At 70.9% G+C, this 25538-nt stretch carries 22 protein-coding genes; 9 read left to right on the top strand and 13 right to left on the bottom strand.

Translation table 11 applies throughout. The annotated features are described in order from the left end of the window. Nucleotides 1–101 precede the first annotated feature (101 nt). The 3 genes from AB0I15_RS56275 to AB0I15_RS56265 are packed head-to-tail and all read right to left on the bottom strand — an operon-like array spanning nt 102 to nt 2474. Nucleotides 102–890, bottom strand: a complete 789-nt coding sequence (locus AB0I15_RS56275) for a hypothetical protein (RefSeq protein ID WP_358116491.1) — start codon at nt 888–890, stop codon at nt 102–104. Between the two features lie 60 nt (nt 891–950). Beyond that, nucleotides 951–1355 (bottom strand): hypothetical protein, encoded by a 405-nt coding sequence (locus AB0I15_RS56270; protein WP_358116489.1) that lies wholly within the window; start codon nt 1353–1355, stop codon nt 951–953. Between the two features lie 21 nt (nt 1356–1376). Next, complete coding sequence (locus AB0I15_RS56265) at nt 1377–2474, bottom strand: DUF6745 domain-containing protein (protein ID WP_358116487.1); 1098 nt, start codon at nt 2472–2474, stop codon at nt 1377–1379. A gap of 202 nt (nt 2475–2676) precedes the next feature. On the opposite strand from AB0I15_RS56265, the gene AB0I15_RS56260 reads away from it, so the two are divergent. From AB0I15_RS56260 to AB0I15_RS56250, 3 genes are all read left to right on the top strand, one after another. Then, nucleotides 2677–3600, top strand: a complete 924-nt coding sequence (locus AB0I15_RS56260) for a hypothetical protein (RefSeq protein WP_358116485.1) — start codon at nt 2677–2679, stop codon at nt 3598–3600. Continuing rightward, nucleotides 3597–5510, top strand: a complete 1914-nt coding sequence (locus AB0I15_RS56255; protein WP_358116482.1) for a hypothetical protein — start codon at nt 3597–3599, stop codon at nt 5508–5510. Before AB0I15_RS56260 ends, AB0I15_RS56255 begins: the two co-directional genes overlap by 4 nt. Nucleotides 5511–5812: 302 nt before the next feature. Beyond that, a complete protein-coding gene (locus tag AB0I15_RS56250; protein ID WP_358116480.1) occupies nt 5813–6988 on the top strand; it encodes a cytochrome P450 in 1176 nt (391 codons plus the stop codon). A gap of 4 nt (nt 6989–6992) precedes the next feature. Here AB0I15_RS56250 and AB0I15_RS56245 read toward each other — a convergent pair whose 3' ends face one another. Together AB0I15_RS56245 and AB0I15_RS56240 are read right to left on the bottom strand one after the other, a co-directional pair. After that, nucleotides 6993–9827 carry a poly(A) polymerase gene (locus AB0I15_RS56245; protein WP_358116477.1) on the bottom strand — a complete coding sequence of 945 codons (2835 nt, stop codon included), beginning with the start codon at nt 9825–9827 and terminating at the stop codon, nt 6993–6995. Then, complete coding sequence (locus AB0I15_RS56240; RefSeq protein WP_358116474.1) at nt 9827–11566, bottom strand: RNA ligase family protein; 1740 nt, start codon at nt 11564–11566, stop codon at nt 9827–9829. The genes AB0I15_RS56245 and AB0I15_RS56240 overlap by 1 nt, the downstream gene beginning before the upstream one ends. Nucleotides 11567–11932: 366 nt before the next feature. On the opposite strand from AB0I15_RS56240, the gene rox reads away from it, so the two are divergent. After that, a complete protein-coding gene (gene rox / locus AB0I15_RS56235) occupies nt 11933–13414 on the top strand; it encodes a rifampin monooxygenase (protein ID WP_358116471.1) in 1482 nt (493 codons plus the stop codon). Nucleotides 13415–13666: 252 nt separating this feature from the next. On the opposite strand, the gene AB0I15_RS56230 is transcribed toward rox, so the two are convergent. Then, nucleotides 13667–14128 carry a GNAT family N-acetyltransferase gene (locus AB0I15_RS56230; RefSeq protein ID WP_358116469.1) on the bottom strand — a complete coding sequence of 154 codons (462 nt, stop codon included), beginning with the start codon at nt 14126–14128 and terminating at the stop codon, nt 13667–13669. Between the two features lie 252 nt (nt 14129–14380). On the opposite strand from AB0I15_RS56230, the gene AB0I15_RS56225 reads away from it, so the two are divergent. Next, nucleotides 14381–15190, top strand: coding sequence for a hypothetical protein (locus AB0I15_RS56225; RefSeq protein ID WP_358116466.1), 810 nt, complete (start codon nt 14381–14383; stop codon nt 15188–15190). 219 nt (nt 15191–15409) lie between these two features. Here the strand turns inward: AB0I15_RS56225 and AB0I15_RS56220 are convergent, their stop codons facing one another. Beyond that, complete coding sequence (locus AB0I15_RS56220) at nt 15410–15733, bottom strand: hypothetical protein (RefSeq protein ID WP_358116463.1); 324 nt, start codon at nt 15731–15733, stop codon at nt 15410–15412. Nucleotides 15734–16013: 280 nt separating this feature from the next. Between AB0I15_RS56220 and AB0I15_RS56215 the strand changes: the two genes are divergently transcribed. Both AB0I15_RS56215 and AB0I15_RS56210 read left to right on the top strand, forming a co-directional pair. Beyond that, on the top strand, nt 16014–17039 hold the full coding sequence (locus AB0I15_RS56215) for an FAD-binding oxidoreductase (protein ID WP_358116460.1): 1026 nt from the start codon (nt 16014–16016) through the stop codon (nt 17037–17039). A gap of 481 nt (nt 17040–17520) precedes the next feature. Then, the gene (locus tag AB0I15_RS56210; protein WP_358116457.1) at nt 17521–17877 is read left to right on the top strand and encodes a hypothetical protein; all 357 of its coding nucleotides are present in this window, start codon (nt 17521–17523) and stop codon (nt 17875–17877) included. Nucleotides 17878–18228: 351 nt separating this feature from the next. Here the strand turns inward: AB0I15_RS56210 and AB0I15_RS56205 are convergent, their stop codons facing one another. The 3 genes from AB0I15_RS56205 to AB0I15_RS56195 form a co-directional block, all read right to left on the bottom strand. Further along, entirely contained in the window at nt 18229–18720 is a 492-nt protein-coding gene (locus AB0I15_RS56205) for a hypothetical protein (protein ID WP_358116455.1), read from the bottom strand. A gap of 339 nt (nt 18721–19059) precedes the next feature. Beyond that, nucleotides 19060–19188, bottom strand: coding sequence for a hypothetical protein (locus AB0I15_RS56200; RefSeq protein ID WP_358116452.1), 129 nt, complete (start codon nt 19186–19188; stop codon nt 19060–19062). A gap of 12 nt (nt 19189–19200) precedes the next feature. Then, complete coding sequence (locus tag AB0I15_RS56195; RefSeq protein ID WP_358116450.1) at nt 19201–20199, bottom strand: winged helix-turn-helix domain-containing protein; 999 nt, start codon at nt 20197–20199, stop codon at nt 19201–19203. Nucleotides 20200–20258: 59 nt separating this feature from the next. Between AB0I15_RS56195 and AB0I15_RS56190 the strand changes: the two genes are divergently transcribed. After that, entirely contained in the window at nt 20259–21467 is a 1209-nt protein-coding gene (locus AB0I15_RS56190) for an MFS transporter (RefSeq protein ID WP_358116446.1), read from the top strand. A 241-nt stretch (nt 21468–21708) separates the two neighbouring features. Here the strand turns inward: AB0I15_RS56190 and AB0I15_RS56185 are convergent, their stop codons facing one another. From AB0I15_RS56185 to AB0I15_RS56175, 3 genes are all read right to left on the bottom strand, one after another. Continuing rightward, nucleotides 21709–22368, bottom strand: coding sequence for a DUF1707 domain-containing protein (locus tag AB0I15_RS56185; RefSeq protein WP_358116443.1), 660 nt, complete (start codon nt 22366–22368; stop codon nt 21709–21711). A 258-nt stretch (nt 22369–22626) separates the two neighbouring features. Continuing rightward, the gene (locus AB0I15_RS56180) at nt 22627–23346 is read right to left on the bottom strand and encodes a helix-turn-helix domain-containing protein (protein WP_358116441.1); all 720 of its coding nucleotides are present in this window, start codon (nt 23344–23346) and stop codon (nt 22627–22629) included. Nucleotides 23347–23438: 92 nt separating this feature from the next. Next, nucleotides 23439–24659, bottom strand: coding sequence for an FAD-dependent monooxygenase (locus AB0I15_RS56175; protein WP_358116438.1), 1221 nt, complete (start codon nt 24657–24659; stop codon nt 23439–23441). Nucleotides 24660–24728: 69 nt separating this feature from the next. On the opposite strand from AB0I15_RS56175, the gene AB0I15_RS56170 reads away from it, so the two are divergent. Then, on the top strand, nt 24729–25493 hold the full coding sequence (locus tag AB0I15_RS56170) for an alpha/beta hydrolase (protein WP_358116435.1): 765 nt from the start codon (nt 24729–24731) through the stop codon (nt 25491–25493). Nucleotides 25494–25538: the final 45 nt, after the last annotated feature.

Here is a 25538-nt window from a genome sequence, read left to right as displayed (position 1 = left end):
CCATCGGCCGTGCCGGCCCGTAAGGCCGGATGGCACGAGCAGGCCAGACGACCTTCACCGCATCTCTGCCGAATACGCCGCCGCCCGGCAGACCTGCCCGTCTAGCGCTTTCTCGCCAACCGGCCCAGGCGTTCCCGGGGTGCGGCCTTGAGTTGCCTGAACCCGAACCAGGTGTCGGCCTTGGTCATCATGCCGTTCTGGGAGCGGAAGGAGCCGTTCCAGTGGCAGGTGACCTCCCCGCACTCGACGTCAGAGGCGGTGAACGCGCCCGGTGTGCCCACGCCCTGAGCGGCGCGGATCTCAGGTGGCATCCCCTGAACCATGAGCCATGCGAAGATCAACCCCACTCCGATGGTCACCCAGCCGAAGCTCCGGCCCAGCCAGAGGAAACGTGTTCGCGTCGGCCGGCCTCGCACCGTGGCCCCGGCATTCCGCCGCTTGGCCGAAGGCGGCTGGTGCTGGTCGAGCCAGTCCTGCAGCCGTTGCCCGGTCTGGTCGTTGTGGTCCCTGAGGTGGTTGAAGACGCGCGCGAGCGAGACGAACGCGATCACCGGCGAGGTGCGCAGGCGGCCGGTGGCATCCAGCCACTCCAGCGTGTCTGACGTCAGCCCGCCGGCGCCGATCACGTCCTCGATCGGGATCGTACGGCCACGCACCCACCCCCGCACCGTGATGGTCGCGGGCGTGCAGACGATCGCCAGCCGGAAGTCACGAACGGACAGGTACAGCATCGCCGGTCCCACCACGACCAGCAGGCCGTTGCCGACCGGTTCCGGCACGCGGAAGACGTCCTCGGTCAAGGTCATGACGCCCATCAAGGCGACAAAGGGCAGGACGAGGCCGACGAAGGCGTTCGCGCAGCAGGTGATCAGTCCATGGCGTAAGTGCACACGCCCAGAATGAACCCCACCGGCGCTGTGGATCAACGAGCCCGCAGTGGGGGCTGGGCCTCAGTCGGCGACGAGCCGGACCTGGTCCGCCTGCTCGCGCTGGCGGCGCAGTTCGTAGGTGCCGGGCGCGATGCCGGTGAAGGCGTGTTCGGGGTGCGCGAGGTAGGCGGTGGCGCCCTCCTCGACGGTCAGCACGCCGAGCGCCAGCGCGCGGCCGGACTGGTCAGGGCTGAAGAACGCCGCGCCGGTCGCGACCAGGAGGTGGGTGTTGGCCTGGGCCTGGCCGCGGACGACCGGGACGCCGGAGGTGGGGATCGGGGTGCGGGCCGGCTCCCTGGTGACCGGGACGACGGCGACATCGCCCTGGAACTGCAGGCCGGACAGGACGGGGATCTCGGCCTGCCGGTCGAGGTGCTCGTCGACGGTGACGCCGAAGGTGGCGATGGCCTGCTCGATGGTGGGCATCTTCTCAGGGCTCCTCGAAGGTCAGGATCGGCGCTGTGCCTGGGCGTACTGGGCGGGGGTGAGGCCGTAGGTCCAGGCGGCGGCCTCGATGGGGTCGGTGCAGTCGGCGGGGACGGTGAGGCCGAAGCGGCGGCGGGTGCCGTCGCGTTCGACGGTGCCGTTGGTGCACAGCAGGACGCGTACGCTCGTGGGGTAGACGTCTGCGGGGACGTCGTGCAGGGTGAGCGTCTGGCCGGGGTTGCCGGGGTCGGGCGCGGCGGGCCCGACCTGGGCGAGGCGGGCCTCGATGACGAAGCGGTCCCAGCCGCGGCGTTCGATGGCACAGCGGCGGATCTCGGCGTTCGGCTCGCGAATGATCTCGTCGGCGGTCAGGGCGTCGTCGATGACGGCCCGGGGGACGTGGGTGCCGTGCCAGAAGTGCAGCCCGAACCCGTCGGCCCAGGTGACGGCGGGTCCGTCGGGGCAGTGGAGCCGGCGCCTGGCCAGGTCGCCCTCGCCGACCTGTTCCTCGCGCAGATCGTCCGGGGGCGGGCACAGCAGGACGAAGTCGCGGAACGGCCACCACCACCAGGCGGCGGGCGCGGACCGGTGGCCCGGCAGCCAGGCCCGCCACAGCAGGCGGATCGCGCCGCGGATCGTGTCCTGCCGCACGCCGCCCACCGCCGCGTCCACCGCCCACCGCACGGCCGCCTCCGCGGCCTCGGTGACCGTGGCCCGGGTGCCGGCGGGCGTGCCGCGCGGCGCGGGGTCCGCCGTCGCGGCGATCTCGGCGTGCTGGGCGGTCGCCGCCGCCCCGTGCACCGGATCGCCCGCCACGCCGGCCGCCGCCGCGTGGACGGCGTCGCGTACCGCCTGCCCGATCGTCTGGCCGGCCGTGGCGTCCACGGCGCGGTGGACCGAGTCGAGGACGCGGGCGTTGCGGTGGCCGGTGGCCAGGCAGGCGGCGATCGGTGCGGCGAACGCGCCGACGAGCGGTGAGGGCACCCACACGACCCGCTCCGGGAACGGGACCCCGATCTGCCGGTAGCAGGCGCGGGCGGCCGGCTCGAACGCCTGCCTCTCCTCGGCGGGCACGTCCTGCCCGTCGGTCGCCGGACGGGCCGGACCCGGTGCGCTCACAGTGGAGACCTCCCATGCCGGCGGCCTGGCTCCGCTTCAGGACGCCGCGGTGTGTACCGGTGTGTACCGTGCCGCGCGGAGCTGTCGATGCCCGCGATCATGCGTCCGGTGGGGCCGAAACGCCTGCGGGCAAGGTCGTTTCGGCGGTAGTTTAACGGATCTTTGACTTGACATGTCAACGGTGATCCGTACATTAGTTCGAATGGAAGTCATGGTCATCGAGGAAGCTTTACGGGCTCGTCCCGACGACCTCGCCGCGTGGCACGCCTACAGCGACCGGCTGCTGCGGCAGGGCGACGCCAGAGGCATGCTGATCCGCCTTGAGCAGCGCCTGACACGCACCCGCCCCGCCGATCGGCCGGCCGTGGAGCGCGAGATCGCCGACCTGGTCGCGGAGCACGAGGACCGATGGGACGACGGCCTGCCGGGCAGGGCGCGGGTGCGGTCACGCCGGTACGGCTTCGCCACGGAGGTGGCCGTCGAGTGGTCGGACGATGTCCGCGAGGTCGTGGAGCAGGTGCTGCGCGCCCCGTTCGTCACCACGCTGCGGATCACCCCGAACGCGGCGGCCGAAGACGACGAGGAGTGGGACGACGAGGACGGGTACGACGACGAGGAGTGGTACCTGGTCGTCGACCGCGGCGAGCCGCGCCCGGGCCGCCTGGACCTGCGCGCCCTCGCCGGGCTGGACCTCGGGCGGCTCATCGAGCTCGACCTGTCCTACCTGAGCGTCGGTTTCGACGGCGCCGAGCTCCTCGCCACCCTGTTCGCGTCGGACCGGTTGCGGGCACTCGACCTGCGCTACTGCCGCATCGCCGACACCGGCCTGGCGGCGCTCGCGGCCTGCCCGCACCTGGGCGGGCTGCGCCGCCTGCACCTGCAGCGCAACAGGGTGAGCGCCGAGGGCGTGCGGTCGCTGCACAGGTTCACGGAGCTGACGGAGCTCGACCTGCGCTACAACGACCTCGGCGAGGCGGGCGCGCAGGCGCTGCTCGCCGCCCCGTTCGCCGGATCCCTCACCCGGCTGTGGCTGTACGACTCCGACGTGGGCCGGAACGGCGTACGACAGCTGGCGCAGGCCGCGAATCTTCCGCCGGGGCTGCGGAGCATGTGGAGGTGCGTGTGAGCATCGAACTTCGGGACCGGTTCTTCGCCCTGTCGGCCGGGGACGCCCCCGCCGAGGAGGTCGCCCGGTATCGGGCGGAGGTGGAGGCGACCGATGCAGGACCGGCCGCGACGGTGGACGGGCTGGAGGTCTGCTGGCATCCGTCGGCGCGGTTCAAGGCCGTGCGCTTCATCGACGCCGAGCTCATCGACGAGCGGGTGCGGGAGCTGTTCGCCCGGCCCAGCGCGGACGCTCCATACCTGGCCGCCGTGTTCGCCGATCCGCACGAGCTGTCGTTCCGCACGTTCGAGAACATCGTCCCGCTGGACCGCCTCCTGGAGGCCGTGCCGCTGGAGATGGAGCTGACCGGGCCGACGGAGCACGCCGAAGGGGTGTTCTCGTTCTCGCTGCGCCTGCCGGATCAGGCCCGCGACCGGCTGACGCGGCTGGACGACATGAACCTGTACGTGCCGCCGCTGAACGCCGCCTCCCGGGGCGGCGAACGGTTCATCTTCCACTCGGCGCTGCTGGCCGAGGCGTTGACCGCGGCAGTGGCCGACGCGGTGGCCGACTCGGTGGCCGACGCGCTGCCGGCGTCCGTGGCGGAGGGGTTCTCGCACGTGAACCCGGTGTTCCGGTGCAACGGGTTCGAGCCCGGTGACGCGAATTTCCACCTGCATCGGGACACGCCGTACTACGACGCGACGCGCCGGCACATCTCCCGCTACACGCTGCTGCTGTACCTGACCGGCGGCACCGGCTCGCCGGCGCTGGACCTGGTCGGCGGCGCCGCGATCGGCGAGATCGGCGCCTTCACGTGTGTGATCTTCGACCAGCGGTACGAGCACGAGGGCGCCCCCTACCGCGACGGCCGCAAGGTGTTCCTGCGCACCGAGCTGATCTTCACCGCCGGCGAGGTCACCGAGGCGCCGGAGATCGGCGCGCTGTTCAGCAAGGCGTGCTACCTGACCGGCGAGAGCGTGTTCGCGCCCGAGCTGGCCCGGCACGCCGACGCGTACTACGACCGGGTGGCCGCCGCCCACTGGGACGGCTGGGGCGAGGGCCCCGCCCGCGAGACCTTCGTGCACAAGGAGTTCCGCGGGGTGCACTTCGTGACCAACGGCTACGACTTCTGGTTCCCCGCGACCGACGCGCTGCCACCGGCCGAGTGCGCGGCCATCACCCTGCTCGACTACTTCAACTGCAAGCTCGGCGACACCGCGTTCCGCGCGCTGTGCCGGACAGAGGCCATCGAGGCCGAGGACGCCCGCTGGATCCCGGAGTTCCTGCGGGACAAGCACGGCCACTCGGTCATGACACGGGTGGACAAGTCCGCGTTCTTCCCCGAGCCGGAGCGGCCCCACGGCGCGATCTGCTGCCCGTTCCACAGCTCCGGCCACTTCGACCCCACGCGCTTCGACGAGGTCGTCAAGCTCTACACCGACGCCCAGTCCTTCGCCCAGGCGCACATCCTGCCCGCGCCGATCCTCATGCTCGGCGAGGACGTCGCCCTCGACCCGGACCGGTTCGTCATCCAGGACGGCCTCATCCACGTGCTCGGCAAGAACGCCCTCACGCCGGTCAACTTCGCCGCCTGCTGGAACGACGAATCCATCCCCGAAGACTACGTGGTCGTCGCGGCCAAGGTCGGCGTGGAGCGGTTCCTCGTACCACCGATCATCTACAACGAGTCCGCCGGCTGCCGCCACCTCAGGTTCGACTTCTTCCGCAACTCCTGGATGGTCGGCCACCAGCGGGCCACCGTGCCCGTTCCCAGGATCACCGAGCTGAGCTGGGCCGATCCCGAGGACAGCCAGGCCTGGCGGCGCGAGGTGGACGACTCCCTCATCGACGACGAACACCCGCTGGAGCCCAGCGACCTGTGGGACGACGACGAGGACGACGACTGGGACGACGAGGACGAGGAGTGAACGGCCGGAGCCTAAGGTATCGGCTGCGAACCGGGCGGCTGCCTGGCAGATGGGTACGCCGGGCCGGGCCCGTGGCGGCGCGGCAGCGTTCGGCGCGGCGATTCGTCTACGCGGGCTTGCTGGTGACCCTCGCGGCGGTCATCGAAGTGCCCGGGCTTCGGCAGGAGGAAGTAGGCACCTGACGGGATGTCCACGATGTCCGGCCCGGCCGCCACGTAACCGTTCCGAGCAGGCGCTGGATCAGTGCGGACGGCGCGTTCACAATCACGGCCAGAGCCCTCCACGCTGAGAGGCGGTCGATCGTGATCGTGTACAACCCGAACGACCCGGAGCTACGCGCCGACCCGTACCCGACCTACCGGCGGCTGCTCGACGACGTCCCGCTGTACCACCACGAAGCGCCACCGCGCTACTGGGCGCTGTCCCGCCACGCCGACGTCGCCTCCGCATGGCGGAACTTCGAGCTCTACTCCAGCGATCACGGCGTGGTGATCGAGCAGTGGGGATCGGACGCGCACCGGACCATGTCGTTCCTGGCCATGGACCCGCCCGGGCACACCAGGATCCGGGCGCTGATCTCCCGTGGGTTCACGCCGGCGCGGGTGGACCGGCTGCGGCCGCGCATCGCCGAGCTGAGCAGGGACTATCTGGAGCCGGTGCTGGACAAGGGGACGTTCGACTTCGTCACGGACTTCGCGGCCATGATCCCGGTGGACGTCATCTCGGAGCTCATCGGCGTGCCCGTGTCCGACCGGCCCATGCTCCGCCGCCTGTCGGAGGCCATCATGGAGCGCGAGGACGTGGACGGCAATCTCACCGGCAAGGTACGCGACTCCGTGACGGGGCTGGCCGCGTACTACACCGAACTGGTGGCGGAGCGGCGGCGGCACCCGCGCGAGGACCTGGCGAGCGCGCTCCTGGCGGCGCGGATCGACGGCGACCGGCTCGCCGAGGGCGACGTCGTCTCGACACTGATGCTGCTCGGCACCGCCGGCAACGAGACCACGCTCAAACTGCTGGCCACCGCCTGGCGGCTGGCCTGGCAGCATCCCGGCCAGCGCGAGCGCGCGTTCGCCGACGTCGACGCGTGGGTGGAGGAGAGCCTTCGCTTCGAAGGCCCCTCGCAGTACACGGCGCGGCGGCTGACGCGCGAGGTGAAGCTGCACGGCCGTACGATGCCCGCCGACTCCATGGTGCTGCTGCTCATGGGCGCCGCCAACCGCGACCCGCGGGTCTTCCCCGATCCCGACCGCTACCTGATCGGCCGGGACACCTCCGCGACACTGGCGTTCGGGGTGGGGCGCCACTTCTGCTTCGGCGCGGCGCTGGCCCGCCTGGAGGCGCGAGTCGTGCTGCGCGAGGTGGCGGCGGCGGTGTCGCCGGACTACGAGGTGCACCTGGAGCACGCGGAATGGGCGCTCAGTTCCAGTGTGCGGGGACACTCGCGGCTGCCGACCACGGTCACCCGCCGAGCCTGAGCCTCTACGTCAAGGTCGGTACGGCGCCGCACTCCGCCCACTCGATCGTGACCCCGGCCAGGCCCCTCGCCCATCGGCCGGAGATCTCACCGAGCCGCGCGGCCCGCACAGGCGTGCGGCCCAGGCCGATCGCGTAGCGGACCTGCCCGGGGCCGCTCTCGAACGGACGCGGCCAGGCATGAACGCCCCCGGCCTCCTCCAACTCGGCGAGCAGCTCCAGCATCCGCCCTCTGACGCGGCCGAGCGTCGCGTCGAGCTCCGCCGGACGATCCGAGCGCACGGTCAGCACCGCCCAGGCCGCGTGCCGACGGTGGAGGAGCGGCAGGGCGGGCAGTTCCGCGGACCAGCCGTCCTCCGTGAGCTCCCATGCCCGGTAGAGCTCCTGGGTGAGCAGGTCGAGGCCGCCTGGAGTGACGTGGCGGGCGCAGTTGCGTAAGGGAGCGCTGGGCGTCATCACCACGACGGGGGCCGGCTCCCGCGAGGCGGGGCCGAGGGCGATCGGGTCGCGCCAGTTCCAGGCGGCCCACGTACCGAAGAAGCGCCCCAGCAGGGCGCCGTCGGGGAGGTCGCCGCTCTCGCGTACGGTGTGCGCCACCATGACCGTCCAGGCCAGCCCCGGCAGCCCGCCGAACGGGGCAGAGTCGAGGCCGCGTGCCCGGGCCCAGCGCTTGACCTGCCTGGCCAGGCAGGCGAAACGGGCGTGGCCCTGGCCGACGGCGGCGCGGATCGCGTCCGCGTCACTGACCGCGCTCATGGCGATCGCCGCCGCCTGGCCCAGCTCGGCGCGGCGGGCCACCGCCTGCCCGGGTGGGACGGGTCCGGTGGGCACCACGGTCAGGTCCACGTCCAGGCCGGCCGTGCGGAACCGCAAGCCCGGCACCCGGGCGCCCGTCACCTGGCGCAGCCGGGCCAGGCCGGGCAGGGCGGCGCGTACTCCGGCCTCGACCTCGGACAGGTCCGTCTCGCCTGGCAGCGCCGCCACGAGATCCAGGTCCGCCTCCGGAAGTTCACCGCCCATGCGGCGGGACCCGGCGACGTACACGACCCCCGGCCGCAGCGCCTCCTCCAGCCGCCGCACCACCCGATCGGCCAAGGCCGCCCGGCCGGGCCGGTCCTCTTCGCGGATCGCCGGTTCGGGTTCGCCGCCGTTCGGCTCCTCGGGCTCTTCGCCAGGCATCGGCTCAGGGAGCCGGTGGATCTCGCCCGTGCCCAGGACGATCCGCGCGCGGGGCCGCATGGGCTCGCCCGCGCGGCGCGACAGCAGCACGAGCTCCCCGACCCGCGCCGTCATCCCGGGCAGGCGGATCACCTCTTCCGTACGGCCGAGCGTCAGGTGCGGAGTGAAGCCCTCAGGGCGCCCCGTGCACCGGGGGAAGCGTCGTTCGAGTGCGTGCCGCAGACGGGCCCAGGGCGCCAGGTCGCCGGCGGCGGGGTCGAGCCAGGCGGTCACGTGATCGCCATGCCGGAACGTACGCACCCCTTCCAGCCTGGCGGTGAAGGGCTCGACCTCGGCGGCGGCCACGGCCAGCAACTGCTCCGCCGCCTCGAAGTCCGACTCCGGCACGAAGCCGAAGAGCAGGTTGACATGTGGCGGCCAGCGGTCGATCTGCGGGTCGTGCGCGCGGCGGACCTCCTGGATCGCCGGCCACAGCTCCCGCGGCGGTATCCACGCCACCGCCGTACGCGCCGTCGGCACCACCTCGAGCAGCCCGTCCGCCTCGCCGCCGGAGACGTCGAGAACCGCTTCCACGCCGTAATGGTCGGAGATGTACAGCCCCTCGGGGTCGGGCGCGTCGCCGTGCAGGGTCGCCGACAGCACCCGAGGCCGGCCACGGAGCAGGATCCGGTCCAGGCGCGCGGCCCGCCCGGATCGGGAGGAGATCGCCGCCAGCGGGTTGACGACGGGGTCGAAGGTGGGGGTCTGGTCGGATCCGTACGCCTCTGTCCAGGCATCGCGCAGGCCGAGCGCGGAGGCGGGAGTGTCCGTACCGTCGTTGAAGTCGCCCAGCAGGATCAGGTCACCGTCCACACCGGCCAGCCCCTCGGCGATCCCGGCCAGCTCGGCGCGCCGCCTGGCCGCGCCGTCACGGGAATGGTCGCTGGTCAGATGGGTGACGGCGACGGTCAGGGGCCCGGTGGCGGTGTCCACGACGATGGCGGCCACCGACTTGTGCGGGCCGAGCTCGTGCCGGGCCGCCTCCCGGACGGGCAACCGGCTGAGCAGCAGGAGGCCGCCATCGTCGACGTCCTGACCGTGCGGGTCGGTGCCGAGGGTGTGGTGGGCGCGTACCCAGGGGGTGGCCAGCAGCATCCACAGCAGGGCGGGCTCGACCTCCTGAAGGGCGATGACGTCCGCGTCGGCCTTCTCCAGGGCCGCGAGGAGGAGGGGGCGGCGGCGGGCGGTGTCGATGAGGTCGCTGTCGTAGCGGTCCCACAACGTGTTCCACGTCAGCACGCGCGGAGCCGCGGGCATGGCGCGCGCGTGCGCCGCAGGTCCGGTGTGCGTGCGTGCTGCGGTGGGCCGCCAGCCGGCGGCCGGGTCCCAGGCGTACGGGGTGCCGGCGGTGAAGAACGGGGGCCGCAGGCGACGCGGGTCTCGGGCCCGGCCGGCCTCGCAGGTGTCGAGGCGGTCCAGGCCCGTGGCGCGGTCCCAGACCAGCTCACCGTCCGCCTCGACGAACAGCACCCGGTGCCAGGGGATGTCACCTCCCGGGGTGAAGACGGGCAGCGCGACGCGCTTGGGGCCGGCGTGACGCTGGCCGACCCCCAGGACGAACCGGGACGGGTCGAACCGCGGGTCCCAGCGGATCCGGTGGTAGACCTCCTCACTGGTACGCATCACGCCTCCCGCCCGGCCAGGGCGCCGTCCACGTCGTCGACGGTTCCGCGCGGGCCGACGTACCAGATGCGATGGGCCTGGCCCGGATAGGGCGGCACGAACCGGCGTGTCTGCGCGGTCAGCACGTGGGAGGGCACCGGATGGGCGCGGTGGGCGTTGCGCCGCCGCAGTTCGTCGTCCTCCACCAGCATGACCGCGCACGTCGTCAGCGCGTCGCGGCGGCGTGCCACGGCGTGGACCAGGCCACGCTGGTGCGGGTTGAGCGAGGTGGCATCCCACACCACCGTGCCACCGGACGCCAGGGCGGCATCGAGCCGATCCAGCCCTTCGCCGAGCACGTCGCGATTGGCCCCCTGGTCCGCTCGCGAGCCCCTGGCGGCGCGCAGGTCGTCCAGCGACAGGTACGCGTCGATCCCCGGCAGCCCGGCCGCGAACACGCTCTTCCCACTGCCCGACGGCCCGACCAGGTGCACCAGCCGCGGAAACCGCCCCGAACGCCACCGCCAGGTCGCCGCCACGGCCTCCTCGGCCATCGCCACCCTTCCCCTGGCCCAGGCGTCACGCGTCTCCGCCCAGCACCGGTCGGCCGCCCCCTCACCGAGCCCGGCCAGCGCCTCGCGCAGACCGGCCCGCAACGGCTCCAGCGGCGCCGGCCCGAGCAGCCCGGCGTCCTCGGCGTGCAGGGCCGACCATTCGACCTGCTCACGCTCCTGATCGTCCAGGCTCCCGGCCGCCGCCACGGCGTGCAACACCCCCAGGTCGGCGGCCAGCGCCAGCCGCCTCAGCCCGGCACGCCGCCCCTCGTCCGGGTACGGCCTGCGCAGCCCGCCGGACAACCCGACCAGGTCCGCGACCCGCCGCGCCGGCCGCATGCCCAACGGCCCCGCCAGCCGCGCCCCCACCTGGGCCCGCGGCAGGGACCGCAACGCCACGGCCAGCACACCCGCCAGCCGGGCGTCCCCACACCGCCCGATCCCATCCAGCCGAGCCGCCACCTCGGCCACCGCCTCCGGAGCGTCGGACCCCATGTCGGCTCGGGCGTCGTCTCGAGCGAGGTTCACCGCGGCCAGCAGTGCGCTCACGTCGGGGTCCGCGCCCGAGCGCACCGACCACAGCGCCGCACCCAAACCGAGAACGTTCGGCACGACGCCGGCGTGCATCCAGTGCGTATCGGTCTGTACGTGCCCCCGGCGCACCCACTTGGCCACCCGCCCCGCGAACTCCTCCCGCCCGAACCCCTCCACGGCCCGCACCACATAGCCCTCTTGCCGCTCCGTGTCCAGCCGCAGCCCCCGCAGCGCCCGCTCGTCGAAGACCCCGCGCCACAACACCGCCGGAACCGGGATCCCCAGCTCCCGCAGAAAGGCGACCATGCGATCCCAGCTCAGGCATCTATCGCCGGCCCAGACCGAGAACCCGTAGAAATAGCTCTCCAGCTCCTGGTAGGCGATGGAGTGCCGGGCGTACATGTTCTCCCCGCACACCCGCCACCCCGCCGGGATCCGTCCGCCGACCCGCCCCTGCAGGCCCTTCACCCACGCACGAGAGGGATGGTGGGCCGAGTCCAGCGACCGGGCGTGCATCCCGTCCGGATAGAGGGTGGTGTTCTCCCCGTCGAGCTTCTCCGTGACCACGACCTCGCGCCCCCGCAGCCCGGACAGCCCTCCCGCACGAACGTCGTCCGAGGTCACGCCGGGCGACCAGGGCACGTGAGGGGTACGCGGATAGTGCACGCGCATGATCCCTCCCCCGACGCCCGTTGCGGCCGGAGTCACTGTACAAGCGGCGAACAGGGCGCCTCCATCGAATATCATCCGAGCGCCTTTACATTGTAGATTTTCATAGCCGCCCACCATCCGCCCTCCCTTGGTTGCACCCCCGTGCGCACGGGCCCGTTCGGAGTCGTGATCACATGGCTGGAAAAGGATTGGACGGTGTGCTGCTCGGGCTTGTAGCTTGCAGTCGACCGTGACACCGCCCGAGGAGGTGAGCCCCATGAACGCTGTATCGATGTGGGTGCTCCCCCTTTCCGTCACGGCCGGGCGATTGACGTAGGTGTCGCCGGGAGCGCCTCGACAACAAGGCACTCCCGAAAGGCAACACCTATGCACTCTCAGCAGGTCACCGCCGAGCCGCCGTCCGGCGCCGAGCGCGCGCCCCGCACCTTCGATGTGATCATTGCCGGGTGCGGGCCGACCGGTGCGATGCTGGCCGCCGAACTGCGGCTGCACGATGTGCGGGTACTCGTGCTGGAGAAGGAAACCGAGCCCGCGTCGTTCGTCCGCATCGTCGGTCTGCATATCCGCAGTCTCGAGCTGATGGCGATGCGCGGACTGCTCGAGCGCGTTCTCGAACACGGAAGACAACGTCCGGTCGGCGGTTTCTTCGCCGCCATCCCCAAGCCCGCACCCAAGGGCCTGGACTCCCCGTACGCCTATCTGCTGGGTATCCCCCAGCCGGCCATCGAGCATCTGCTCGAAGCGCATGCGATCGAACTGGGTGCGCAGGTCCGGCGCGGTCGTGCGGTCACCGGGTTCGAGCAGGACGACGAGGGCGTGACCGTCGAGCTGGCCGACGGGGAACGGCTGCGTTCGCGCTTTCTCATCGGCTGTGACGGCGCGCGCAGTACGGTGCGCAAACTGCTCGGCGTCGGCTTCCCCGGCGAGCCCGCACGGAACGACACGCTCATGGGCGAGATGGAAGTGGGGGTACCGCAGGAGGAGATCGCCGCCAAGGTGACCGAAATCGGCGCGACCCATCAGCGATTCTGGCTCCGGCCCTTCGGCAAAGGGATCTACAGCGTCCTGGTCCCCGCCGCGGGAGTCAGCGACCGTGCGGAACCGCCCACCCTCGAGGATTTCCAGCAACAGTTGCGCACCATCGCCGGAACCGATTTCGGCGTGCACTCCCCGCGCTGGTTGTCCCGCTTCGGGGATGCCACCCGGCTGGCCGAACGTTACCGCGTCGGGCGGGTGCTCCTGGCCGGCGATGCGGCGCACATCCATCCGCCCATCGGCGGGCAGGGACTCAACCTGGGCGTTCAGGACGCATTCAACCTCGGCTGGAAACTGGCCGCACAGATCCGCGGCTGGGCCCCGGAAACGCTGCTGGACACCTACCAGGCCGAACGTCATCCGGTCGCCGAGGACGTGCTGGACAACACCCGCGCCCAGGTGGAACTGCTGTCCACCGAACCGGGCCCGCAGGCCGTGCGCCGGCTGCTCACCGAACTGATGGACTTCGACGAGGTGAACCGCCATCTGACCGAGAAGATCACCGCGACCGGCATCCGCTACGACTTCGGCGAGGGCCCCGACCTGCTCGGCCGCCGCCTGCACGACATCGACGTGAAACAGGGCAACCTCTATGGTCTGCTGCATCGCGGACGCGGTCTGCTGCTGGACCGCACCGAACGCCTGACCGTCGGCGGCTGGTCGGACCGGGTCGATCACCTCGCGGACGCCACTGCCGTACTGGATGTTCCGTGCGTCCTGCTGCGCCCCGACGGCCACGTCGCCTGGATCGGCGACGATCAGCAGGACCTGGACGACCACCTCGCCCGCTGGTTCGGCAAGCCCGCCACCTGATTTCGCCTGAGCCACCGAAAGGCCCGTGAGGATGATCGGAACGGCCAGTAACGACTGACCATCGGGAGGCTGGAGACGGCATCAACCGTGGTGCTCTGACGCCAGGGCCGGCCTGCGAGGAGGGCCGGCCGCCGAGTGACGACCGGAAGACGGCGGAAGAGCACCACGGGGTGGATCGGCGCAGGCGTCGAGTTCGCCGCCGACGGTGGTAGCGCTGGTGATCGACGGCCGGGCCGGTATCCCGGTCGGCCCTCAACGCAGGGTCGAGGTCTGGTTCACGTCACGCCGGTAGGTGTAGAGGATGAGCCCGTTGTGGAACTTGCCCACCTTGTCGTACAGCGCGCGAGCCGGGGCGTCTTCCAACGTGTTCCAGTAGAGGCCTGGGAAGCCGTGCTCCTTGGCGTCCCGCGCCACCCACTCGATCATTTCCGTCGCGATACCCCGCCGCCGGACTTCCGCGTCCACGAACAAGTCCGCCATGTAGCATCTCCCGGCGTACCAGACACTGGCGTGGAACAGGTAGTGCGCGATAGCGACCATTCTGCCGTCCAGCCAGGCGGCGATCCCGCGTATCTGCTCGTCGTCGAGCAGGCGTCGCCAGGTCCGTTCGTAGTCGTCGTCGCGGCGTTCGACCTCGAAGTACGTGTCCTTGCCGCGGGCCAGCGATTCCCAGCGGGCGCGGTCGGATTCGGTCAGTAAGTTGATCTCCATCATGGCGCCCATCCTGCCGCACGGTCTGGTCTGCGTTGGGTTCCCCGATGATCGGCTCCGCCGTGAGCGCCGGGTCTCGTACGGACTGGAAGCCCTGTGCCCGCCGGCCTGCGGACGAGGTCATCGGGCTCGGGTCTCGCCGGGGCCCGGTCCTTCTCCCTCACGGTCGGAAATTCCGCATCATGGGAGGTCGGTATTCGACCATGTGATCACTCCGTATCTGACGCGGACGTGATCAACTGATCGGGGGCGATCTTGGGACGTCGTGAGCAGCCGCTGGATCCGCTGGCGGGACCCGTCGCCCGCTTCGCCTCCGAACTGCGCAAGCTCCGGCAGGACGCGGGCGGCCTGACCTACCGGGCGATGGCCAGGCGCGCGCTGGCCGAGGCGGCGCGCGACGCCACCGTGCTGGTGAGCCCCATGAGCGCCGCCGAACTGCGGGAGGCGATCATCAAGCCGGCCGCCGGGACCGGTCTGGTCGTGGAACGGGAGCTCACGGCGCGGATCATCGCCGAGGTCGAAGGGGAGCCCGGCGGCCTGCCCCTCATGGCGCACGCCCTGCTGGAGACATGGCGGCGGCGCCGCGCCAGGACTCTGGCCCTGGCCGCGTACGAGGCATCCGGCGGCATCCACGGCTCGATCCCGCATACCTCGGAAGACCTTTACGCCGGGCTCACCACCCGGCAGCAGGGGCGGTTGCGCCACCTGCTGCTGCGCCTGGTCAACCCCGGCGATGACGCTCCCGACACCCGCCGTCCCGCCGATCGCGCCGAATTCGCCACCGACGACGCGCAACCCCTGCTGGAACGGCTGGCCGAGGCCCACCAGGTCACCCTCGGAGAGGAGCAGGTGGAGCTGGCGCACGAGGCGCTGCTCACGGCCTGGCCCCGATTACGCGGCTGGATCGACGAGGACCGCGAGCGGATACGGCTGCAGCGCCGCCTGACCGGGGCGGTGTGCCGCCGGGCCGGCGGCGGGTTGCCGGAGGCGGACTGGCGGCCCTTCTTCGCGCGGCTCCCGTACCAGCGGACCTGCCCGGCGACGGAGAGCGCCCTGAACAACTGACCGGGAGGGTTCTTCTGAAGCTCCCCGGCATTCCGCGCATGCCGGTGCGCCCGCGGTGGCTTCCTGGCTCCGTAGGCGATGATCACTCCGGTGTTGGCTTGGCCGCCATCCCCAGGCCGGGCTCTTGTCCCGCAGCGACCGAAGCCGGGACTTCCTGGGACTGATCGGCGACCGCGGAAGGCGTCCAAGGCCCCGCCGTGGACGCCCCGCCCACCGGGTTCAGGGGATGTACATGAGGAAGTAGTAGCCCGCCAGACGGTACCGGTCGCCCCCGTCCCAACGGCAGGGGCCGAGCCCGGTGAACTGGCCGTTCTCAGCGGCGTCCTGGAAGCCCACATCGCAGGCGTCCATGGTCTCGTAGCGACCGGACCAGTACCAGTCCGGCGGCAGCGGAGAGAGAGCGTGCCTTCCGGCCGAGGCTGACGTGACGCCGGCCTGGTCGTTGACGGTGGCGGAGGCGGAGGTGGGTGCGGCGCCGGCCAGGATGGCGGCGCCCAGAGCTGTCGCGAGCAGAGCTGCGGCGGATAGGCTGCGGATCTTCACGGGGCTCCTCACGGTCGGGTGAGAGGACACCTTCAGATCAGCACTGATCGCCGGGGGTGGGAAGTACTCCGTTTCCATATTTCGGCCGTATGGTCCCTTGATTGGGGCTACTTTGTGCTGGCGGCTTTCCAGGGTCAGGAGCGGATCTGCATGCCTTCCGCCCCAGGCAAGATCATCTCGCTCTGACCTGCGAGAAAGGCCAACCAATGGAGCCTGGTGGGTTGGCTCCGGTGGCCAATACTCGGTGTCGCGGCAGAGCCTCACCTGCTAGAACACTGGCATGGCTGATCGCAGCATCGTCGTGGTCGGCGCCGGCATCACCGGGGCCTCACTGGCGTACCACCTGGCCGGGCGCGGCCGACCCGTCACGTTGATCGATGCGGGCCTGCCTGCATCGGGCGCCACCCGCGCTTCTTTCGCCTGGATCGGACGACCGCTCGCCAGCGACCTACCCTCGGCACCGCTGCGCTACCTCGCGCTGGACGAGTACCGGCGGCTGGAGGCTGAGCTTCCCGCATTGTCGATCCGCTGGTCGGGTTCACTCAGCTGGGACGGCTTCGACGAGACCCCCGGGCCGCACACGGACGATGCCGGAGTGCTCGAACCGCACCTGCTCGATCCCCCGGCCGTGGCCGTCCATCGCCCGGAGGACGCGGCGTTCGACCCGGTCGCGGCGACCGAGCTCCTGGTCGTCGCCGCGCGCGACCGGGGCGCGCGGTTGCTGACGGGGACCCTGGCGACCGCTCTCGCCCACCAGTCGGGCACGGTGAGCGGGGTCCACACGACCGCCGGAGTCGTTCCCGCTGAGACCGTCGTCCTGGCCGCCGGTACCGGCGCCGTCGCCCTGTGCTCCGGGATCGGCGTCACCCTGCCCGTCGAGCCGTCGCCCGCCGTCCTTGTCCGGTTGCGCGCAGCACCGGGCCTGGTCCGGACGATCGTCGCGACGCCGTCGCTGGAGGTCCGGCAACTCGACGACGGTACGGTCCTGGCCCCCACGGCGTACAGCGGCGAAACGGACCAGGCCGCGCTGCTCGAGACCGCCCGACGTGTCCGCGACCGGTTCGCTGCCTCCTTCTCCGGAGCCGGCGGCACGAAGGTCGTCTCCGTCGAGATCGGCTGGCGCCCGATGCCCACCGACGGGGAACCGATCATCGGCCGGCCTGCCGGCACCCGAGGTCTGTACGTCACCGTGATGCACTCGGCGATCACCCTGGCGGCTGCCGCCGGCCGCCTTGCCGCCGCCGAGATCCTCACCGGGTCACCAGCCCCCGAGCTCGCCGGTTGCCGACCAGACCGGTTCCACTGATTCCCCAGCGACGACCTAACCAAGCGAACGTTACACTCTGGCCGGCCACCTGACACACCGGGGCTTGGGAGCCTGACGCACATCGATGCCCCGAACCGACCACGGCCGAAACCTTTCCCAACACCCCGGCAGCCCCCGCTGACCAACAGCTCCGATTGCCAAAGCCGAAGACGTGGACGAAGTGCACAGGGGGTCGGCTGTGACCGTGGCTTCGTGCAGCAGGCGTGATCCTCCGCGAGAGCGAAGCCTGCCTCCTCCTCAACCGGATGACTCATCTCACCGGACTCACGGCAGACTGCCGCCGTGCACCAAGTCACCGGACTGGGAAAACCTGGAATGAACGCGGGTTTGGATCGTCGGACCGCCCGGCGCGGCCGGGGGCTCCTTTGACCACTCTTGCCCTGCTCGTAACCCCTTGCACCGAGCATCCCCGAGATCCTGGAGTCAGGCACGCTCACAACCACCCGCCGGGGGAACCTTCGTGATCGCTGTGCATGCTGTCGCCGCCGTCCTGATGGCCACCATGACGACCACCGGGACGACCGCCTGCGCCACGCCGCCCGCACACATCTACGAGTGCGGCCAAGCCTCAAACGGGCTGGGCGTCACCGCGGCCAGCACCAAGGACCAGACCACCGCCTGTGCCACCGCCGTACAGGTGGCGAACACCTACATCGCCAATGCCGCCGCGCCCGATCGCGACGACGTCCTTTCGGAGATCACTGTGAGCGGCACCTCGTGGGCCTGTCAGGGCGTCCAGGACTTCGGTGACGTGAACAGTCACGGGGAATGCGTCAAGTTCGACGATCCCACCGAGACGGTGGCCCTGTCGTCGTAACGACGACCCCGGTGCATCCCACCCCAAGCATGGGATGGCCTCGAAAATACCTTGACGAACGCCGCGCTCAATGACGTCGGAATATTCTGGCTGGAAAAGGCAGGACAGCTCGCTATTCCGCTGTCGGCCGAGAATTTGTGAGGCCTGGGCGGGACACTCTCTCGCGCGCCTAACCGCGTGGCCACGCGGTTAAGCGCGCGAGGGGTGCGCCCACGTTCTACAGCCCGCCGATCAAGGAGACAGCGTGCCGCCGCAAAGTGGCGGCTGCCGATCGGACCGGCCGTTTCGGTAAGGCCATCGCGGTCCTTTCGAAAGCACCGCGTCGCCTATGCCGCATGAGATGAAGAACGTTTACGGATTTCCGTTGTAGACCTGAAGGACGACCGAGGTCGCGTCGCCGCCGCTCCACGTTAGGTAACCGCTGTCGATACGGGCGTTCGTATCCGGCAGGATCACCTGGTTGAACCCTTTGCTGGCGCGCGCCTGGTCGCCGGGGCAGCCGCAGCCGCCCTCGCGCAGGATCACCGTGCCGTGGTAGCGGATCGCGCCGCCTGACATCAGGTCCGCGTAGGCGATGATCTGCGTGTAGACCTCCTCCTCACAGCCCTTGCCGTCGTCGTAGATCAGTTGCTGGCTGGTGGTGACGATGTCGTTGTCGAAGAAGAGGTGATCGCAGGTCGGGTTCCTCCCGAAGGTGTCGTCGTCCAGTTGGTGAATGCTCCCGGACACGATGACCCGCCGCGAGGGCTCGGCTGATGCCGGCCCAGCCACACCCACTACTCCGACGCTCGCCATCAGGGCGGCGAACATCGCCGTCACTTTCCTCGCCGTGGTTTTCCGCATCGGGCGACCTCCCTTTTTTGAACGAGCGCGGGGCCTGTTTTCCGCGCTCGAGCTTCGTCATTCATTTAATTCGGCAAAGCGTCCGCCTGCATCCGATTTAAATCCGCACAATTGCTCCGAATGCGGAAAATACTGGATTTGCAGGCCGGACTGCGGTGGCTGGCAGGTCACGCAACGAGGCGGCCGACCTCGGCGAAGTCAGCGGCGCGGGCCAGTGCGGCCAGTTCGTCGATCGGCCACCGATATGCCGGCGTCACCTTGTGGCGGCCAGGTCCAGGGCGTCCATCGAACCGACTTCGAAGCGCGGCTCCGGATACGCCTCACGGGCAAGGTCGATCATCACCGCCGACAGGTCGAGGCCCGGCGTCCCAGCTCCGGCGTCCAGATGTTCAGGTACAGGCAGTCCTCGGACTTGTCCTGCGTGCGGAGGTCGAACATGGCCGGGATGAACTGCGGGCGCGCCGGCATCGAGGGTCGCCTTCAGTCGCCGGCCAGGGTCCCGCCCAGAGGGGTGCGCTCGTAGCGTACGGATTGGCCGGTCCGCGTCCGCGTGACCAGGCCAGAATCGCGTAGCACGGCCAGGTGGCCCCCGACCGCGCCCAGGCTGAGACCCAGTTGCCGGACCAACTGCGTGGTCGTCGCCGGCACCGCGAGCGCCCGCAGCACCTGCGCGCGGTGCGGGCCGACCAGCCGCGCCAGCGCCGCCGAACCGCCCTCCGGGGGCGGCGGCCCGAGCAGGTTCGCGACGCCACGCGCCGGATACACCAGGGCGTACGGCCAGGGCGGCTCGACGTAGCTGATGAGGGTGCCGAAGACGGTCGGCATCAGCAGCAGCCCCTTGCCGCCCAGCCGGTGCCGCTCCCACTCGTTCCGGGGGCCGGTACGCACCTCGATCACACCGTCGGCCCCCTCGGAGCGCCAGCCCACCCGCGGATCCAGGTCGGACAGCGCCGCGGCCCAGCCGTACATGGCGAGGTGCCCGGCGCGGTGCACCAGGTCGCGCTCCAGCACCGTGCGCAGCCTCGGCCAGTCGGGCTCCACCAGCGCGTGCCAGGTCGCCTCGATCGCGTCGGAAAGCTGGGTGAGCACGTCCGGGGCGGCCAGGATCTGCTGGACGTGGCGCGGCGGCGTACGCATCCCGGCCAGGTTGCGGGCGATCTCCGCGCGAACCTGGCGCAGCGGTGTCGCCCGCACCACGGCGAGTTCGACGGCGAAGTCGTCGCCGGGGCCCGAAGGCGGAGGATGGATGAAGTCGGCGTTGTAGCCGCCGCGGCGGAACAGCGAGGTCAGTGCCCCGACCGCGGGCGTCTCGGAGAGGAGTCGCGCGTACCGCGGCGCGATGCGTTCCGCCCAGGGCCGCAGCGGCCCGGCCGGCTGCTTGCCCGACGCGACCCGCAGCGCGTTCATGGCTTCACCCAGCGGCGAGATCGCGTAGCGGGTGTGCGCCACGTCGACCGGCCCGACTTCGATGGCAAGCATCTTTCGCCTCCACGCGAAAGCTTAACGCCTCCGCCCGCCCCGCCCCGAAACTGGCCCGCATGACGACGTTCCAGGCCGCACCGGCGCGGGCCACCTACCGCGAGGTGTTCGCGGTAGGCCAGTTCCGCGTGCTGTTCACCGGCTACACACTCTTCCTCGGCGGCGAGACGGTGAAGATGCTCGCGCTCTCGGTGACCGTCTACGCCGGCACCGGCTCGCCCCTGCTGGCCGCGCTGGCCTACGTCGCCGGCTTCCTGCCCTACGCCCTCGGCGGCACGCTGCTGCTGGCGTACGCCGACCGGTGGCCGCCGCGGGCCGTGATGGTCGGCTACGACCTGGTTCGCGCCGCGGTCGCCGCTGTGCTCGCCGCCGGGCTGCTCTCCCCCACCGCGATGCTGGTGCTGGTGTTCGTCACCGGCATCCCCAGCGCGGTCGCCTCCGCGGCGCGCAGCGCGCTGCTGCCCGAACTGCTGGACGGCGACCGGTACGTGCTCGGCCGGGCCGTGTTCTCCATGGCCGCCGGCGGCACGCAGGTGCTCGGCTTCGCCGTGGGCGGGATGCTGATCGCGGCGCTCGGCCCGTACGGCGCACTCTGGATCACCGTGGCGAGCTGCCTGCTGTCCGCCGCGCTGCTGCGCCTGCGGCTGACCGAGCAGCCGCGCCGCGACACGGCCGCAGGGTACGCGGTACGCGAGACCTGGCGCGTCAATCGCGAGCTGCTGCGCCGGCCGGCGATCCGTTCGCTGCTGCTGGCCCAGTGGCTGCCGCCCACGCTCGTGGTCGGCGCGGAGGGTGTGCTCGTCCCGTACGCCGTCCAGATCGGCATGCCGGACTCGGCCGGGCTGCTGTTCACCGCCGTGGCGCTCGGCATGCTCACCGGCGACCTCGTGATCGGCCGGCTGGTCACCCCGGAGCGAAGGGAACGGCTGGCCGGGCCGCTGGCACTGCTGCTCGGCGCGCCGCTGCTCGGGTTCGTGCTCACGCCCGGGCCGCTCATCGCGGCGCTGCTGCTCGCCGTGTCCGGGTTCGGGGTCGCGTACCAGCTCGGGCTGGCCCGGCGCTTCCTTGAGGCGGTGCCGGAGGCGAACCGAGGCCAGGCCTTCGGGCTGGCGCTGACCGGGACCATGACGTTGCAGGGGCTGTTCGCGGCCGGCGGCGGGGCGTTGGGCGAGGTATTGGCGCCCGGCCTGGTCGTCGGCGCGGCGGGCGCGGCGTCTCTGCTCGCCGTATTGGGTCTCTGGCGCGTGTTCGCGTCGCCGAGCGTGTAGCGGCGCCGATGCCGGAAGAGGGTTTGATCAAGGTCGCCTCTGGCTGCTCGGCTGTTCCCCGGCCCCGGAACCACACCGGGCTGGTCAGAATCCGGGCAGCGGGGACGTCCGGCTCGTAGCGAACGCCCCGGTCACCGTTCCGCAGCGGCCAGTCGAGGCCATCGGCCACTGTCAGTCTGACCAGCGCCTCCCCCGGCCATCTAGCGTCGGCGGGGTTAGGCATACTCCTCGCCGGCTGGAGTCAATCGCCTGTAGAACGGGATGTGGGCCTGCGCAGCAGCCACTGCCCGACCGTCCGACGCGGGGGCCGGACCACCACGCGGCCGTGGATCAGCTGACCGACCAGCTCCACTCGCAGAATGACCGGCGTATCAGGATTCGTCAGAGCCTGAAGGTGCTTGACCCTGCTGTGTACCAGCAGCAGACCATCGGTGTCGACCACGATGCCCGGCCTCGTGACCAGTGTCAGGGCCTTCCCCGTCATGCCCACGTCGATCCGCAACGTGTCGTGCGTGATCACTGCGTCAGTGAAGTCAAGGGTCACCTCGCAGTACGTCACCGCGAGCTCCAGCCTCCGCGGCACCACCCAGCGCCCGACACGCTCGACCGCGCCGCTGAAGACCTGTTCGATCCGAACTAACTCCTTGGCCTCTACTCCAGCTCCGCCGACCGTGGCCGAAACGGGCGGCAGGTCAGCGGTGAGCGCGGTCAGCTCGCTCAGAGTCCGAGCCGACAGGGCGGCTTCCAGACGTTCGTCCAACTCGTCCGCGGTCAGCAGGCCGTCTCCCGCCGCGATGCGCAGCACGTCCACCACCCGGTCCCGATCCGCATGAGAGGCTCGCAACACGGGCGACGAGCCGGGGTCGGTGTGCTTCCCGGTGGGCGGTATCTCTCCCGACATGCTTCCGTCCTGGTGCTGTCGAACCTCTCCGTGCGACGCGGGCAGCGGCGCGAGTAGAAGAATAACGCTATATCGCGACATAGATCACGCGGTCCAACGCCTGCACGCCCCGCGGAACCTCGCCGGCTCTCACAGCATGTTGTGTGGACCATCACCAGCCGGGCGGCCGGAACCCGGAAGACGCGCCGGCTTACCTTGCGCTGGCCGGGTGCGGAGACGTGGACGGGGCCGGTGTAGGTGTGGCCTTGAGGACGTGGGTCATCTGGTTCCGGCGGCGCCTGCCGCAACGAGGCCCAGGAGGTTGTCGTGGATCTCGGCGAACCGGGCCCGCACCGCTTCCGCGGCCTTGGCGACATCGCGCTCGGCGGGGTCGCGAGGCCGTTCGAGCAGCAGGCTGACGGTGTCGGCGAGGGCGGTTTCGGGCTCGTCGATGCTGAGCGGGCCTGCGACGTCGGCGTCGTTCATGACGGTGCTGAAGCCGACCAGCACGGCGTGCAGGGCGTACATCTGCCTGGACAGCGGGAGATCGTCGCGTACGATCCCGTGATCCCGCAGGATCGTCACGACCGCGATGCCCATCGCGCTCGTGGTGGCCTCGGCGAAGCGCTCCTGGTCGGCGGGGCGGTGGAGCAGTTGCCGCAGGGCGCTGTCGTTGCTCATGAGCCACCGCAGCCACGGGTTGCCCAGTGTCGTGCGGATGAGCAGCGGGGCGAGACGGCGGGGCAGGATGGACTGCGGGTCCTGGGCGATCTGGTTGTTGATGGTCGCGATCCAGGCCAGTACCTCGCGCGCGGCCAGCCCCACGAGCAGGTCTTCCTTGGTTTCCCAGTACAGGTAGACCGTGCCCTTGCCCACGCCCGCGGCCGCGGCGATCTCGGCGATGGTCACCTTGCGGACGCCGTGTTCGAGGACCAGCTCGCGCGCGCTGTCGAGGATTCTGGCCGCCTTGACGGAGTCGTGTTCGATCAGCCGGCTCACCGTCGTGGTCCCTCCCGTACGCTCTTCGGCGGCGTGATGTCACGTGGGTTCACGGAGGTGAACCCTACCGTGCGGCGGACCCCGGGGCCGGGTCACGTCAGGGCGATGTCGACCGTCTTCATCCGGGAAGCCTTGCTGCGGTGCTCGGCCTCCGAGAGGAGCGTTCTGCCGAGGGTCGTCCCCGCCACATGGTCGAAGACGAACCGGATCCCGTACTCGGTGCGGTCGGCCGGTACGAAAAGCTTGCGCATGGCCATGCCGGAGCCCTGGTGGAATTCGATGAAGGGGCGGAGTTTCTCCTCCCAAGCCCGCAGCGCCCGCGGCACGTCCCCGGGATACCGCTCCAGCATCGTGCCCAGCATGTCGGCCCCGGCCAGGCCGCTGGAGGCCCCCATCCCGGAGTAGAGGGTCAGGCACCACGCCGAATCGCCGACGAGCACCACCCTGCCCTGGTGCCACGTGTCGAGGCGCACCTGCTCGGCGGTGTCGAACAGGTGGTCCGGCGCCTGCTCGAACTGGTCGAGCAGCCAGCCGAGCGTCGCACCCGTGGGCTCCGGGCCGAACACCGCCCGCAGCGAGTCGATGGCGGGCCGGGTGAACTCGCCGTCCACATCGTCGGTCCGGTAGTTGAACAGCACCGTCGGTGGCCGGTCGGCGAAGGCGAACACCCATGCCGACCGGCCCAGCTCGGACATGATGATTCCGTCCGTACCCCGGAAGCCGGGGACCGGGCCGGGCAGGGAGCACGCCGCGAGCATGTAGCCGAGACGGTGGATGCGGCCCTCATCGGGCCCGAACGCCAGCCGGCGCACGGTCGAGCGCAGGCCGTCGGCCCCGACCACGAGGTCGAACCGTTCGGTGGTCACCGTGCCCGCGGCCCGGTCCTCGATGTCGACCTGCACGCTTTCGGCGTCCTGGCGTAGCGCGGCCGGAACGCGCGAGTACCGGATCTCCACGTCCTCGGGCAGGGCGTCGAACGCGGCCTGCTCGACGTCGCCGCGCACGACCGGGCGTGACTCGCCGGCCACGGCCTCGGCGAAGCCCATGCCGCGCCGCCGGCGGCCCGCGCGATCGACGTTGTAGTAGGCGATGTCCGTCGAGAAGCGGTTCGGCACCTCGATGCCCAGGCGCTCTGCCGCGGTGATCCCGGTGCCGAAAAGGGTGAGGAAGTAGCCGCCGCGGCGGCGTTCGGCTGCTCTCTCCAGGACGACAACGTCCCAGCCCGCCTTGTGCAGCCGCAGCGCGGAGGCGGTTCCGCTGACGCCGAGTCCGACTACAAGAGCCCGCTGTCGCGGGGTGGTGTTCGTCTTCATGCCCCGACTATACTCGCTGACCAGATTGGTCATCCGGTCAGTCTGCCCAACATGAACGGAGTTCCCGCCATGCCAACCGTTTTCGTCCACGGCTTCCCTGAGACGCCGGAGGTCTGGGAGCCACTGCTCGACGAGCTCGAACGCGTCGCTCCCGCTCGGCCCGGCCCGATCCGCCTGTCCCCGCCCGGTTTCGGGGCGCCCTTGCCGGCAGGGTTCGGTGCGACCGTCGGTGATTACCGGGACTGGCTCATCGGCGAACTGGAGCGTTTCGCCGAGCCCGTCGATCTGGTCGGGCACGACTGGGGCGGCGTGCACACCCTCAACGCGGCGATGGCCCGCCCGGACCTCGTACGCAGCTGGGTCAGCGATGTGATCGGCCTGTTCGACCCGGACTACGCATGGCACGAGTTCGCCCTGAGCCAGCAGGCGCCGGAGAGGACGGGACCGGATCCCGCCGTCCCGCTCGGCCCGGACCTCGCAATGCGGGTCGCGATGCTCGTGAAGTTCGGCATGAGCGAGCCGGTGGCGAAGCGGGTCGCGGCCGGCCAGGATGAGGCGATGGGGCGGGCCGCGTACGCGCTCTACCGATCAGCCGCCCAACCGGTGATGGCCGAGCTGGGCCGGAACCTCGAACGCGCGGCGCAGCGGCCGGGCCTCGCCCTGCTCGCCACCGAGGACCTCTTGGTCGGGACCATCGAACAGCGGTCCCGCACGGCACGGCGAGCCGGAGCCGGGACCGCGACGCTGGACGGGCTCGGCCACTGGTGGATGACCCAGGACCCCGGCCGTGGCGCCCAGGTGCTCACCGAGTTCTGGGACTCACTGGACCGCTGAAGAGAGACTCACCGTCCGTCGGAGGCTAGGAATACGGCGCGGCAC

This window comes from Nonomuraea sp. NPDC050643 (genome assembly GCF_040654715.1).
In the GTDB taxonomy this organism is placed as follows: domain Bacteria; phylum Actinomycetota; class Actinomycetes; order Streptosporangiales; family Streptosporangiaceae; genus Nonomuraea.
This window is presented reverse-complemented; position numbering and strand designations above follow the sequence as displayed.